A 13,805-nucleotide genomic window follows, 5' to 3' on the forward strand; every position below is an offset into this window, starting at 1 on the left:
GGCGCTCGGGCACGCGATGATCGATCCTCGCCGGAGCGCCCGCCCGGCTGCCATCCGCAGACGAGTGTTCGAGGGGTTGCCGGTGGCGATCAGACCCAAGCCCGTACGCGTGGCAGCGGTGCTCGCCGCCGCCCTGCTCGTCGCCGCCGGCTGCTCGTCACCCACGGCGTCGACCGGCGGCCCGGGCAACTCCGGCACGCTCGTGGTCGCCACCGCGGGCGAGCCGGACACGCTCAACCCGGTGCTCAACTACGGCGTCGACGGCGCGTCGCTGATCTTCGACGGGCTGGTCGCCCGGGACGCCCGCAACGAGCTGGTGCCCGCCCTGGCCCGCGAGCTGCCCACCGTCTCGGCGGACGGGAAGACAGTCACCGCGAAGCTGCGCGAAGGCGTGCTGTTCCACGACGGCAGCCCGCTGACCGCACAGGACGTGGTGTTCACCTACCAGGCGGTGCTCGACCCGGCCGTCGACTCCACGCTGCGGTCCGATCTGGACATGCTCGCCTCCGTCACCGCGCCCGACCCGGCGACGGTCGTGTTCACGCTGAAGTACGCGTACGCGCCGTTCCTGCAGCGGCTGGCGCTGGGGATCGTCCCGGCGAAGGCCTTCGCCGGGCAGGACATCAACAAGGCGGCCTTCAACCGCAAGCCGGTCGGCACCGGCCCGTACCGGTTCACCTCCTGGACCCCGGGTGACCGGCTCGTGCTCGCGGCGAACGAGACGTACTGGGACGGCAAACCGGCGAACTCGGGCGTGGTGGTGGCGTTCGTCGCCGACGACAACGTCCGGGCCCAGCGGATGCGGGCCGGCGAGTTCGACGCGGCGGAGCTGGCGCCGAAGCTCGCCTCCGGCTTCGAGAGCCGCGACGGCTACCGGGTGCACAAGGTGCCGACCGCCGACTACCGGGGCGTCATGCTGCCGATGGGCAACCCGGTCACCGGCGACCCCGCGATCCGGAAGGCGCTGAACGTCGCGGTGGACCGGCAGGCCATGGTGACCGGCGTGCTCGGCGGCGCGGGGGAGCCCGCGTTCGGGCCGGTGCCGCCCACGTCGGAGTACGCCGAGCCGACGATCGCCGGCAAGCCCGGCGCCGACGTCGCCGCCGCCACGGCGGAGCTGGACGCCGCCGGGTGGAAGCCCGGCCCGGACGGCATCCGGGTCAAGGACGGGCGGCAGGCCGCATTCACGATCCTTTACCCGGCCACCGACAGCCTGCGCAAGGAACTCGCACTGGCCGTCACCGCCGACGCGAAGAAGGTCGGGATCACTGTCACCCCGGAGGGCCTGACCTGGGACGCGATCACCCCGCGGATGAAGCGCGACGCGCTGATCATGGGCTACGGCACGCCGTACGATCCGGACTTCGTCTCCTACAAGCTGTTCAGCTCGGCCTTCGCCGGGCAGGGCTTCTTCAACCCCGGCTCGTACCGCTCGGCGGTCACCGACGCCGCGTTGCAGGCCGGCCGGGACAACGCCGACCCGGCCGCCCGCAAGGCCGCGTACGCCACGTTCCAGAAGCAGCTCGCCGCCGACGTGCCGTGGGTGTTCCTCACCTACCTCCAGCACACCTACGTGCTGAAGGACGCCGTGACCGGGGTGACGCCGCGGGTCGAGCCGCACGAGCACGACGTCGCCAACAGCATCTGGTGGAACGTGCACACCTGGACGAGAGAATCGTGACCGGACGGCGGCGGCTGGCCGGGGCGGGCACTGTGGTCCGGCGGCGGCTGCTGGTCGCCGTGCCGGTGCTGGCCGCCACCAGCATGGGCATGTTCGCCCTGGGCGCCGCCTCCCCGATCGACCCGGCCCAGCAGTACGCGGGCGCGGCGGCGTTCACCACCAGCGAGGAGAACCTGGCGCAGATCCGCGCCAACTGGGGTGTCGACGACCCGCTGCCGGTGCAGTACGCCCGCTGGGTCGGCAACCTGCTGCGCGGCGACCTGGGCTGGTCGACGAGCCGGCACGAGCCGGTCACCTCGGTGCTGGCCTCCCGGGCCGGATGGACGCTGCTGCTCGTCGGCACCGCGCTGGCCCTGGTGCTGGTGGCGAGCGTGCTGCTGGGCACGCTGGCCGCGTACCGCCGTGGCGGCTGGTTCGACCGGGCGCTGCGCGCCGTCTCGTACGCCGTGCAGTCCATGCCGGTGTTCTGGATCGGCCTCGCGGCGATCGCCGTGTTCGCCCTCAGCCTCGGCTGGCTGCCCGCCGGCGGGCTCACCGACATCACCGCCACGAGCACCGACCCGGCCGACGTGGCCCGGCACCTGGTGCTGCCGGTGACGGTGCTGGCGATCTCCCAGGCCCCGTGGTTCGTCCTGTTCGTCCGTGACGCGGTCGCCGAGAGCCTGCGCGACGACCACGTCCTGGCCGCCCGCGCCCGGGGACTGCCCGGCCGGGTCGTCCTGTTCGGACACGCGCTGCGGACCGCACTGCTGCCGTTCCTCACCCTGGTCGGCACGCACCTGCCCGAACTCGTCGGCGGCGCGGTCCTGGTGGAGACCGTGTTCTCGCTGCCCGGCCTCGGCGCGGTCACCGTCGAGGCGGCGCTGGGCGCCGACTTCCCGCTGCTCGCGGCCACCACCCTGGCCACCGCCGTCGTGGTGCTGACCGCGAATTTGCTCACCGACCTCGCCTACGCCGCCGCCGACCCCCGGGTACGCCTCGATGACTGACCTCGCCCTCCCCGCGCGCGTCCGGCGCCTGCGCCGCCCCGGCAGCGCGGGCACGACTGTCGCCGTCGTGGTGCTCGCCGGTGTGGTGGCCGCCGCGCTGCTCGCCCCGGTCCTGTGGCCGCTGGACCAGAGCGCCGTCGACCTCTCCCGTACCCGGCTCGCGCCGTCGGCCGACAACCTGGCCGGCACCGACGACCTCGGCCGCGACGTGGCGTTGCGCAGCCTCTACGGCCTGCGCGTCTCGCTGCTTGTCGGCGCGGTCGCGGCGCTCGTCGCCGCGGTCATCGGCGGGCTGGTCGGCGCGCTCGCCGGCAGCGTCGGCGGCTGGGTCGACCGGGCGCTCATGCGCGTCGTGGACACCGTCGCCGCGCTGCCGCACCTGCTGCTGGGCATCTTCATCGTGGCGATGCTGCGCCCCAGCCTGGGCGCGGTGATCGCGTCCATCGCGTTGACACACTGGCTGTCCACCGCCCGGATCGTCCGCTCCGAGCTGCTCAGCCTGCGCAACCGGCCGTTCGTGGACGCCGCCATCTCCGGCGGCGCGAACCGGGCCCGGGTGCTCACCCGGCACCTGCTGCCGCACGTGCTGCCGCGCCTGGCGCTGGCGACAACGCTGATGGTGCCGCACGCCGTCTGGCACGAGACCGCGCTGTCCTTCCTCGGCCTCGGCCTGCCGCCGCACCTCGCCTCGATCGGTAACATGATCAACGACGGGCAGCGGTCGCTGCTCACCGGCGCCTGGTGGGCCAGCATCGTCCCCGGCCTCCTGCTCGTGGCGGCCACGCTGGCGCTCGCCGTGCTCACCGGCCGGTGGCGCGACCGCCTCGACCCGCGCGTACGGGCGGAGCTGCAGCTGTGACCGCCCCGGCGCTGCTGACCGTCGACGGGCTGACCGTCCGCTTCCGGCTGCGTGACGCGCTCGTGCACGCCGTCACCGACCTCAGCCTCACGCTGCGGCCCGGCGAGCTGCTGGCGGTGGTCGGCGAGTCCGGGTGCGGCAAGTCCGTCCTCGCGCACGCCCTGCTCGGCCTGCTGCCGCGCAACGCCGCAGTCACCGGGCACGCCCGCCTGCGCGCGCCGGGACGCGACGACGTCGACCTGATCGGCGCGGGGGAGCGGCACCTCGCCCGGCACGTACGCGGCCGGGGCGTCGGGCTGGTCCCGCAGAGTCCCGCCACCGCGCTCACCCCGGTGCGTACCGGGCGGAAGCTGCTGGAGGAGACGCTGCGCGCGCACGGGCACACCCGCCGCGACGCGCCGGCCGCCGCCGACCGGATCGCCGCCGACGTCGGCCTCGACCCGGCCGATCTGGACCGGTACCCGCACGAACTGTCCGGCGGCATGGCCCAGCGGCTCGCCACCGCGCTGGCGCTCGCACCCGACCCGCCGGTGCTGCTCGCCGACGAACCCACCACCGGCCTGGACCGGCCGCTCGTCGACCACACGCTGGACCTGCTGCGCCGCCGCTGCGACACCGGCGCGGCCGTCCTGCTCATCACGCACGACCTGGCCGCCGCGCGCCGCGTCGCGGACACCGTGGCCGTGATGTACGCCAGCCGGATCGTCGAGCACCGCCCCACCGGGGCGCTGTTCGACGCCCCGGCCCACCCGTACACCGCCGGGCTGCTCGACGCGCTGCCCGACCGCGCGTTCGTGCCGGTACCCGGCCACCCGCCGGCGCTCACCGACCTGCCCGGCGGCTGCGCCTTCGCCCCGCGCTGCGCCCGCGCCACCGACACCTGCGCGACAGTGCCCCGCCTCGACGCCGAGGGCGCGGGCCGGGTCGCCTGCCACCATCCGCTGCGCGAGGAGGTACCGGCATGACGGTCACGGTTCCGGACGCCACCGACGCCGTCGCCCCGGGCGCCGCGCCGGCCGCCGGGCTCGCCGCGCACCAGGTCTCCGTCGCGTACGGCCGGCAGCGCGTCCTCGACCGGGTCGACCTGCGCATCGCCCCCGGCGAGACGGTCGGGCTACGTGGACCGTCTGGCAGCGGCAAGTCCACACTCGCCCGCGTCTTCGCCCTGCTGCACGCACCGGACAGCGGGCACCTCACGCTCGACGGGAGTCCCGTCCCGGGCGCCCGGCACCGGCTGCCCGCCTCCGTCCGCACGCGTGTCGCGATCCTGTTCCAGAGCCCGCGCGCCGCCACCGACCCGCGGCTCAGCCTCGCCGACATCGTCGCCGAGCCGCTACGTGCCACCGGCACGCCGCGCGAGCAGGCCGCCGCCCGTACGGCGGAACTGGCCGACCTGGTCGGGCTGACAGCCGACCTGCTGACCCGCCGCCCGCACGCGGTCAGCGACGGGCAGCTGCAGCGCGCCTGCCTCGCCCGCGCCCTGGTGCACCGGCCGGACTACCTGCTCTGCGACGAGGCCACCGCGATGCTCGACGCCTCCACCCAGGCGCACGTCGCCGCCGTCATCGGCGACTACCAGCGCCGGCAGGGCGCCGGGGTCCTGGTCATCACCCACGACCCGGCGCTCATGGCCCGCTGGGCCACCCGGGTGGTGGACCTGCCGGCGGCGTGACGTCGCGTCACTCCTGAACCGGGCGGCGTACGGTGCCCAGCGCCCCGGCGACGACGGTCCCGAATCCGACCGCCATGAGCGGCATCCCCATCTCGAACGGCAGCTCACCGACCCAGTTGATGCTGTCGCGCTCCGGCAGCGCGCCCAGGCTCACCGCGACCACCGCGCCGGCGAGGAACATCCCGGCCACCGCCGCGCCGACCGAGAGCTTGGCGCACGCCACGCTCCGCCCGGCCCAGAAGCCGGCCAGGACGGCAATCGCCAGGGCCACCACGACCAGCCAGGTCCAGCCGCCCTCGGTCTCCAGATAGGCCCAGCCCGAGTACGACCACTGGTGCATGCGGCTGGCGCGGAACCACGGGATCAGGTAGCCGAGCAGCGCGGTGGCGCTGCCGACCGTGAGCAGCAGGTCAGGGACCGGGCGGTACCAGCGAGGGGAGTCGTCCATGCGTCCGGAAGGTAGCAGTGCCATGATCCACGCGCACGATCAGCACCAGCCGTTTACCGGCCCGTTGACACCGGTGGAGAGGTAGGCGTCGGACACCCAGCTGCCGTCGCTGAGCCGGTCCCACAGCGCCGTGGTGCCGTAGCGGCCGGTGTGCGAGGTGCCGTTGGCAGAGCAGGAGACGGTGACGGTGGCGCCGTCGGCGACCGACCCGAGGACGCCGTACCCGGTGCCCGGTCCGGAGCGCCGGGTCAGCGTGCCGCCGCCGTTGGCGTCGACGACGCCCTGGTTGAAGCCGAGCGCGCCGTAGTTGTAGACGCCGCCGCCCGCGCCGACGTAGGCGGACCCGTGCCGGGCGCCGCCCTGGTACGCCGCCGCGCCGCTGACGAAGTCCCACTTGCCGATGCCGTGCCCGGCGATCGGGACGTACGCCGAGTTCTGCCGCAGTCCGAAGTGCACGTGCCGGCCGGTGGCGGAGCCGCCGCAGGTGACATCGGTGCCGGTGTTGCCCAGGAACGCGCCCTGGGCGACGCCCGCGCCGTTGACGGAGATGCTGTTCCACAGGTGGTAGTAGTCCGTCGAGTAGCCCCGGTCGTGGATGACCCGGATCCAGCCGGTGCACATCGTGTACGCGGTGCCGGCCCGCGCGGCGCGGACGACCTGGTCGCCGCCGGCGAGGTCGACCGAACTCCACGGCGCGGCGGCGCCGCCCCAGCCGTGCGGCCCGGAGGTGAGCGTCCACGTCTGCCCGACCGCGAACGGCAGCGCCATGCCGGTACGGAAGTCGCTGCCCGCGTACGTCGGTGTGACGGGCGTGGTGAAGACGGCCTTCTCGGTCTCGCTCACCAGCGGCGACGCGGCGGCCAGGTCGCCGAACGCGGCCTCCCCGTCGAACGCGACGGTCCAGCCCCTGGCGTCGGCCCGGGCGAGGAAGACCGAGCCGGTGGGGTGCGCGTCGGCGGACCGGTCCGCCGGCAGCACCGCGGTGCCGAAGGCCCACCGGCCGTTCGTGCGGGTGACGCTGATCCGGGCCTGCTGCGCGTCCGCCGTACGGGCGGCGGCGTCGGCCGAGCCGAGAAGCTTCGCGGTCACGGCGTCGGCGACGGGGCCGGGTGCCGGGCGGGGAGCGGCGGTCGCGGGTGCCGGGGCTGTTGCCCAGGCGCCGATGGCCGCCAGGGCGCAGGAGAGCATGAGCCGTCGCATGGAGCCTCCTTATCGACATGTGTCACTGAATGGAGGCTATCGACGGCGGTGAAAGTTGTCTACGACTATCGATGCGACGGTGAAGGATCTATGCATCGGGGGTACCCGGAAGTGGATCTTCCGGGTGGCGGGGTTCCGAGGCCGGCGCTGTCGCGCGCGGCTCGACGGCGCGGCATCCGTTTCCGGTCGCCATTTCTGATCCGCCTTCAAAGATTGGCGGAAGTGACAATGTCGGCCGACGGTGGAGTAGAGATTTGACCGCTTCGGGTGGTTCATGCGGCCGCACGTAATCGTAGTGATGTCGGTATCGTTCCGTCATTGTGGTGACCAGTCCCTTTCTGTGGGTTGTGGTGCGATGTCGGAAAGAATCGGCGTTCCGACATCCGGTGAAACAAAGGCCTGCCGTATTCGAGATCTTCGACATCTCCCGATGCTCCGACGGTATAGTGCGACCATCCCCTATGGAGTGCCGGAAAGCGTCTGATCTGCGTGATGACACCTGGGCTGGAAAATGCGCCAACGGGCCCGTGCTTCGTCGGGCGGGGAGCACAGTTGGCGCGTATCGGAAAAGCCCAGGCCGCCGCGCTCGGCCACGGCCGGCAGATGGTCTGCGAAGTGGTCGGAGAGCCGGGCATCGGCAAGACCCGCTTCGTCCGCGAGGCCCTGGAACGATGCGCCCCCACGGTCCCGTGGGCCGTCGGGACGTGCGCGCCGGACGAGCGAGGAGTTCCCTTCCATGTGTTCCGGCACGCCCTCACGAAGGGCCAGCCACCCCGCCGCGGACTGCGTGCCGGGCGACCCGCGCCGACCTGGGCGGAGCCCGCTGGCGCGGTGCCACCGGCGTCGGACGCCCGGCGGTTCCGGACCTACCAGGCGGCCCGCCGGCTGATCGGCCTGGCCGCCCGGGACGGACTGGTGCTGGTCCTCGACGACCTGCACTGGGCGGACGCCCCCTCCACCGGCCTGATCGCCCACCTCCTGAGGTATCCGGTGCCCGCGCCGCTGCTGCTCGTGCTCGTCTACCGCCCGCGCCAGATGGCGACCCCGATGCCGTTCGGCCCACCGGAATCCGACGAGAACGCCGATCCGGAACCGACGTCCCGCGACCGGATCGAACTCCGCCCGCTCGGCCTCGCCGAGGTCGCGCTCCTGCACCCCCACGTCGACCAGGCGGAGCTGCGAGCCCGGTACGACCTGACCGGCGGCAACCCCGGTTACCTGGCGGCGCTCCCGGCCGGCCCCGCTCCGGCCGCCGCCGACCCGCTCCGGGAGGCGCCTGGTGTTCGGCTGCCCGACGCGGCGGTGGCCGTGCTGCGCCGCGAGTGGGCCGACCTGCCGTCCGTCGAACTGGCCTGCCTGCGAGCCGGAGCGATAGTGGATGCGCCCTTCGCCCCGGACCTGCTGGCCGAGGTCGCGCAGGTGCCGGCGGCACTGGCGGTCGCGGCCGGCTGGCGGTTGGCCCGGCTCGACCTGATCCGCCGCGTCCCCGGCACCGGACGCTTCGCCTTCCGGCACCCGGTGCTGCGGATGGCGGTCGCCCAGGACACCGACCCGGCGTGGCGGGTGGACGCCTGCGCGCGAGCGCTCACCGCGCTCGTCGACCTGGGCGCGCCAGCCGCGGACCGGGCCCGCTACGCCGAGCGCCTGCTTGCCCTGCCGAACGGCCGCTGGGCCGGACGTTGCGTCGACGTGCTCTCCCGGGCCGCCCAGGAGATCCGGCGCGAGACACCGGACCTGGCCATCCGCTGGCTGCGGCTGGCGTTGCGGGCGCTGCGGCCAACGGCCGGTGAAGCCCAACGTCGCCGCGACGTGTCACTCGCGCTGGCCCAGGTCACCGGCGAGGCGGGCGACCTGGCCGAGAGCCGGGCACTGCTCCAGGAGATCGTGCCGCTGTTCCCCGCCGACCCGGAGGGACGACGGGCCCAGGCGGTAGCCCTGTGGGCGCGCGTGGAACGCCTGCTCGGCAACTACGCGGAGGCGGTGGCGATCAGCCGGCGCGAGCTGGCCGCGCTGCCGGCCGGCACCGGGCCCGCCGGCGGCTACCGGCTCGCCACCGAGATCGGCGTCGCCGGCATCCTGGCCGGCCGCCCCGTGGCCGGGCTGCCCGACGCGCTCACCGCGGATCCCGGCGGCCCGGGCGTGGACCGGGCCGGCCTCCTGGCCGTACGCGGCCTGGCCGCCGTGCACGACGGCGCGCTCGACGACGCCCGTGGGCTGCTCGACGCCGGCGCCCGGATCGTCGACTCGCTGCCGGACCGGGACCTGCGGGACCATCCCGACTGCCTCACCGCGCTCGGCCTGACCGAGCTGTACCTCGAACGGCAGGCCGACGCGGTGCGGCACCTCGACCGCGGGCTGACGCTCGTCCGCGCCTCGCACCGCGACGACGGGTTGTGTCAGCTTCTGCTCGCGCGCACCGAGGTGGCGTACCACGCCGGCCGGCTGAGCACGGCCATCGGACTGGCCACCGAGGCCGGCATCGTCGCCCGGCGCATCGGCAGCCGCCACCTGCTGAGCTTCGCCCTGGCGTTCGAGGCGGAGGCGACCGCCTGGCGTGGCGGTCCTCGGGACGACGACCGGGCGGTGGCGCTGGCCCGCAGCGCCGTCGGAATCGCCACCGACCCCGCCACCTGGTGCGGTCGTACCGCCGCGACCGCGCTGGCGACGGCGGCGCTGCTGGCCGGTGATCCGGCGACCTGTGCCGAACTGGTGCGCTCGGCCGGCGGCGACAGCCGGCTCAGCCGCCTCCAGACAACCCTCCGTCCGATGTGGCACGAGCTGCTCTGCGCCGCCGCGCTCGCCGCGGGCGAGGTGGACGACGCCGAGCGGCAGGCCCGGCAGGCGATGGCCGAGGCGGAGCAGGTGGGCCTGCCGGGGCAGCGGGGCTTCGCCGAGTCGGCGTACGGCGAGGTGCTGCTCGCCCGCGGCGAGGTCCCGGCGGCGCAGCTCCACCTGGAGACCGCTGCCGACCTGTTCCGCTCCGGCGGCATGGCGCTGCGGCGCAGCCTCGCGCTGGCCTCCCTGGCCCGGGCGGCCGAAGCCGCGGACCAGCCCGGCCCGGCGGCGCGGGCCCGCCGCCGGGCGCTGGAACTGGCCGGGTGGTGCGGTACGGAACGGGTCGCCCTGCGACTGGCGCGTCCGGTCGGCCCGCGCGAGGCCGCCGCGCTGACCGACCGGGAATGGCACATCGCGCGGCTGGCGACGACCGGAGTCACCAGCCGGCTGATCGGGCGGCAGCTCAACATCAGCCCGCGCACGGTGGAAGCGCACCTGACCCGGATCTATCGCAAAGCGGGCGTCGCGTCCCGGTCGGGCCTGGTCGCCTGGGTCGCCCGGCTCGACGACACCGATCGGTGACCGCTGTCCGGGCCGGATGACATCGTTCCGTGCAACGCCCGCGGACCGGGTAGCACGAGGCCGCGCCGCCACCGGCCCGGGCCGACGGTCGCTCACATACTCGACTGCATCGGGCGCGATTCCCGCGCACCGGCTGTGGATGGAGGACGAGATGCTGGGCAGAAGATCCGTCAGGAGCCCGCGTACCCTCGCCGCGCCGGTGCCGGCGATGCCGTTCGCCGCCGCCGCTGCGGCGCTGCTGATGCTGACCGGCTGTGGCGGCGAACCGGTGGACGCGGCCACCCCCGCGCCCGAGGGCTCGGCCGGCTTCGGCCGGGACCGGGCCGCGCTGGTGCTCACCGCCTTCGACCAGGCCGACTCGGCCGCCTCGGTGGCCGGCGACATCGAGACGCTGCGGACCCAGGAGGTTCCGCCCTCGCTGGACCTCAGCGTCGCCGCGGTCCGCCGGGCCGCCTACAACCAGCAGGCGCAACCGTCGTTCCAGCACATCAACCCGGCGTTCGCGGTGCCGCCCGGCGACCCGGCGTGCTTCCTCGTCACGGCCACCCTCAAGCTGGCCGGCTCAGAGCTGGCCCCCACCGACGTCAGCCAGTTCGTGCTCGGCACGGACGGCCAGTGGAAGCTCAGCCACAACGTCCAGGTCACCCAGCCTGCGCTGGTGGCCGCCCGGAGCATCGACGGCCGGCCGGCCACCGAGGGCGGCACCGCCCTGGACGAGACCAGCCGCCGGGCGCTCGCCGCCGAGGTGTTCGCCCGCAGCATCGGGTCGACCACCGGCAACCGGTCCCTGATCGCGTCCAGCCCGCTGCTCGACGGCCAGTTCGCCGGCGGCTGGGAGGTCTACGGGCAGCAACTCGCCGGCGTCGGCGCGGAGGTCCGGCGAACCCTGGACCGGGCGGAGTGGTCGGACTGCGCGGTCACGACGCCGACCGGCACGCTGACCTTCCTGACCGTCCACGCCACCGACACGCTGCGCCCGGCGCCCGGCGGTCCGGCCACCGTCCGGATGGTGCCGCAGAGCCCGGACCTGATCGCCACCGGTCATCGCACGGCGGTGAGCGGAAAATCCATCCGGGTCAACCGGGTGGAGACATTCCTGCTGCTCGTACCGGAGCAGACCACCGGCACGTCGGTGCTGGGACTCAACGACACCGCGTTGACGGTCACCGCCGGCTGACCGCGCACCGACCCCGCCGACGGCAGAAACCGGTGGCATCACTCGGGATCGGAGGCCGCGGACCGCGACGATGACAGCAGCCGTGATCGCCGGCGGGGCCGGTGGTACCCGCGGCCCGGCCACCAGGCTCGGGAGGAACCATGTGGCGTCCGCGCTTCCGATCGGACTACGTGCCGGTGCGGCTGCCCGACGGCCCGCTCGTGGTGCTGGGGGAGACCCGCAGCCTGCTCGTCGACGATCCGGTCGCCGCGGACCTGGCCGACCAGCTCGACGGCGCCGCGCCGCTGGCCGACGTGGTGGCCCGGCTGGCCACCCGGCACCCGGTCGCCGCCGTCGCCACCGCCCTCGCCCGGCTGCGTGACCACGGCCTGCTCACGTCCGGCCCGGCGCACACCTCGCCGGCCGAGGCCGCCGGCTGGGACGCCCGGGGCGTCCCGCCCGAGGCGGGGCGGCGGTGGATGGCCGGTGGCCCGGTCACCGTCGTGGACCTCGGGGCGCCCCGGGTGGCCGAGACCGCCGACGCGCTGCGCGCCCTCGGACTCGCCGTGACAGTGGTCGGGCCGGACGGACCGGACCCCGGCCCGGACGACGCCCAGGTGCTGGTGCTGCCGTCGTCGATGCTCGACCCCCCGCTGGCGTCGATGAACGACCGCCACCTGGCCGCCGGTCGCGCCTGGACCCTGGCCCGGCCGCACGGCAACGTCGTCTTCCTCGGCCCGCACCTGGTGCCGGGCCGTACCGGCTGCTGGGCCTGCCTGCGGCAACGCTGGCAGGAGAACGAGCAGGTGAACGCGTTCCTCGGCGGGCAGGACCTGGCCGGTCCGCTGCCGCAGCCCGGACGGGCGGTCCTGCCCGGACTGGCCACCACCGCCGCCGGCCTGCTCGCCGCCGAACTCGCCGTGCTCGCCGTGCGGGGTACGTCGCCCCGCCTCACCGGCCGGATGGTGGCCCTGGACACCCGGGACCTGAGCACGGAGAGCCACCAGCTCGTACGCCAACCGCAGTGCCCCGCGTGCGGCGACCCGGACCTCGTCCGCAAGGCCGAGCCCCGGATCGACCTGCCACCGAGCGGCGCCCAGCCCAGCCGGGCCGGAGACTCCCGTACCCGGGAACCCGCCGAGACGTACGCGGCACTCGCCCACCACGTCAGCCGGTACCTGGGCGTGGTGAGCCGGCTGACCCCGCTGGAGGCGACCGACAACGGCGTCACCCACACCTACTCCGCCGGGCACAACTTCGCCCAGCCCCGCGAGCTCGCCGGGCTGCGCCGCAACCTGCGCGGGCAGAGCGGCGGCAAGGGCCGGACCGACCTCCAGGCCCGGATGAGCGCGATCGGGGAGGCGGTGGAGCGCTACTGCGGGGTGTGGCGTGGCGACCGACCGGTGCACCGGGCGACCTACCGGCAGCTCGGTCCGGACCGCGCGGTGCACCTGCGCGAGCTGCTGCTGTTCTCGGACCGCCAGTACGCCGACCGGGACCGGCTCAACCGCGACCTCGGCCATCTGCACCGCGTTCCCCGCCCGTTGCCCGACGACGTGGAGCTGGACTGGACGACGGGCTGGTCGCTGACCCGGCAGACGCCGCGCGAGCTGCCCGCCGCGTACTGCTGGTACGGCCACCCGGAGCTGACCGGGCTGGGGGTGTGCTCGGCCGACTCGAACGGCTGCGCGGCAGGCGGCAACCTGTCCGAGGCGATCCTGCAGGGCTTCTGCGAACTCGTGGAGCGGGACAGCGTCGCCCTGTGGTGGTACCACCGCTCCCGGATGCCCGGCGTGGACCTCGCCTCGTTCGCCGACCCGTGGACCACCGCCTGCGTCGACCACCACGCCACCGCCCTGAGCCGCGAGCTGTGGGCCCTCGATCTGACCGCCGACCTCGGCGTACCCACGTTCGCCGCGGTGTCCCGGCGGGCCGACGGCGGGACGGAGGACGTCCTGGTCGGCTTCGGCGCGCACCTGGACGCGCGGGTCGCGCTGACCCGGGCGCTCACCGAGGTGAACCAGTTCCTGCCCGCCGTGCCCGGACCCACCTCCGAGCGCAACCGGTACGGCGGCGACGACCCGGACACCGCGCGCTGGTTCGGCACGGTGCGGGTCGCCGAACAGCAGTGGCTGTCCCCGGATCCGACCCGGCCGCCGCGCACCGCCGCCGACCACCCGACGCTGACCACCGGCGACGTGGGCGACGACGTGCGCCGGTGCGTACGCCGGGCGGAGCGGGCCGGCCTGGAGGTGATCGTCGTCGACCAGTCCCGCCCGGACGTCGACCTGGCCGTGGTGAAGGTCGTCGTGCCGGGCCTGCGGCACTTCTGGCGCCGGCTCGGCCCCGGCCGGCTGTGGGACGTGCCGGGCCGCCTCGGCCGGGACCCGCTGGCCGCCGACGAGACGTCGGCCAACCCGCTGAACGTGTTCTTCTAGCCGGC

10 protein-coding genes are annotated in these 13,805 nt (G+C 74.7%); 8 read left to right on the top strand and 2 right to left on the bottom strand.

What is annotated here, in order from left to right; genetic code table 11:
• The first annotated feature begins 82 nt into the window (after positions 1-82).
• The 5 genes from PVK74_RS24095 to PVK74_RS24115 are packed head-to-tail and all read left to right on the top strand — an operon-like array spanning position 83 to position 5,201.
• Complete coding sequence (locus PVK74_RS24095) at positions 83-1,681, top strand: ABC transporter substrate-binding protein (protein ID WP_274477273.1); 1,599 nt, start codon at positions 83-85, stop codon at positions 1,679-1,681.
• Positions 1,678-2,670: an ABC transporter permease gene (locus tag PVK74_RS24100; RefSeq protein ID WP_274477274.1), complete on the top strand. Its 993-nt coding sequence runs from the start codon at positions 1,678-1,680 to the stop codon at positions 2,668-2,670. The genes PVK74_RS24095 and PVK74_RS24100 overlap by 4 nt, the downstream gene beginning before the upstream one ends.
• Positions 2,663-3,529 (top strand): ABC transporter permease, encoded by an 867-nt coding sequence (locus PVK74_RS24105; RefSeq protein WP_113972122.1) that lies wholly within the window; start codon positions 2,663-2,665, stop codon positions 3,527-3,529. The genes PVK74_RS24100 and PVK74_RS24105 overlap by 8 nt, the downstream gene beginning before the upstream one ends.
• Positions 3,526-4,494, top strand: coding sequence for an ABC transporter ATP-binding protein (locus PVK74_RS24110; protein WP_274477275.1), 969 nt, complete (start codon positions 3,526-3,528; stop codon positions 4,492-4,494). The genes PVK74_RS24105 and PVK74_RS24110 overlap by 4 nt, the downstream gene beginning before the upstream one ends.
• Positions 4,491-5,201 (top strand): ABC transporter ATP-binding protein, encoded by a 711-nt coding sequence (locus tag PVK74_RS24115; RefSeq protein WP_274477276.1) that lies wholly within the window; start codon positions 4,491-4,493, stop codon positions 5,199-5,201. Before PVK74_RS24110 ends, PVK74_RS24115 begins: the two co-directional genes overlap by 4 nt.
• Positions 5,202-5,208: 7 nt before the next feature.
• Here PVK74_RS24115 and PVK74_RS24120 read toward each other — a convergent pair whose 3' ends face one another.
• Entirely contained in the window at positions 5,209-5,649 is a 441-nt protein-coding gene (locus PVK74_RS24120) for a hypothetical protein (RefSeq protein WP_274477277.1), read from the bottom strand.
• Positions 5,650-5,688: 39 nt separating this feature from the next.
• Positions 5,689-6,849: a peptidoglycan DD-metalloendopeptidase family protein gene (locus PVK74_RS24125; protein ID WP_274477278.1), complete on the bottom strand. Its 1,161-nt coding sequence runs from the start codon at positions 6,847-6,849 to the stop codon at positions 5,689-5,691.
• Positions 6,850-7,401: 552 nt separating this feature from the next.
• Between PVK74_RS24125 and PVK74_RS24130 the strand changes: the two genes are divergently transcribed.
• From PVK74_RS24130 to PVK74_RS24140, 3 genes are all read left to right on the top strand, one after another.
• The gene (locus PVK74_RS24130; RefSeq protein ID WP_274477280.1) at positions 7,402-10,206 is read left to right on the top strand and encodes a helix-turn-helix transcriptional regulator; all 2,805 of its coding nucleotides are present in this window, start codon (positions 7,402-7,404) and stop codon (positions 10,204-10,206) included.
• A gap of 151 nt (positions 10,207-10,357) precedes the next feature.
• Positions 10,358-11,383, top strand: a complete 1,026-nt coding sequence (locus PVK74_RS24135; protein WP_124778776.1) for a hypothetical protein — start codon at positions 10,358-10,360, stop codon at positions 11,381-11,383.
• A 140-nt stretch (positions 11,384-11,523) separates the two neighbouring features.
• Complete coding sequence (locus tag PVK74_RS24140) at positions 11,524-13,800, top strand: TOMM precursor leader peptide-binding protein (RefSeq protein WP_274477281.1); 2,277 nt, start codon at positions 11,524-11,526, stop codon at positions 13,798-13,800.
• Positions 13,801-13,805: the final 5 nt, after the last annotated feature.

It is taken from the genome of Micromonospora chalcea (assembly GCF_028768405.1).
Lineage (GTDB): Bacteria > Actinomycetota > Actinomycetes > Mycobacteriales > Micromonosporaceae > Micromonospora > Micromonospora chalcea.

Excerpts from the sequence above, each read along its gene's own strand:
- PVK74_RS24105 (WP_113972122.1), top strand. The coding sequence starts at position 2,663 with ATGACTGACCTCGCCCTCCCCGCGCGCGTCCGGCGCCTGCGCCGCCCC.
- PVK74_RS24115 (WP_274477276.1), top strand. The coding sequence starts at position 4,491 with ATGACGGTCACGGTTCCGGACGCCACCGACGCCGTCGCCCCGGGCGCC.
- PVK74_RS24120 (WP_274477277.1), bottom strand. The coding sequence starts at position 5,649 with ATGGACGACTCCCCTCGCTGGTACCGCCCGGTCCCTGACCTGCTGCTC.
- PVK74_RS24125 (WP_274477278.1), bottom strand. The coding sequence starts at position 6,849 with ATGCGACGGCTCATGCTCTCCTGCGCCCTGGCGGCCATCGGCGCCTGG.
- PVK74_RS24135 (WP_124778776.1), top strand. The coding sequence starts at position 10,358 with ATGCTGGGCAGAAGATCCGTCAGGAGCCCGCGTACCCTCGCCGCGCCG.
- PVK74_RS24140 (WP_274477281.1), top strand. The coding sequence starts at position 11,524 with ATGTGGCGTCCGCGCTTCCGATCGGACTACGTGCCGGTGCGGCTGCCC.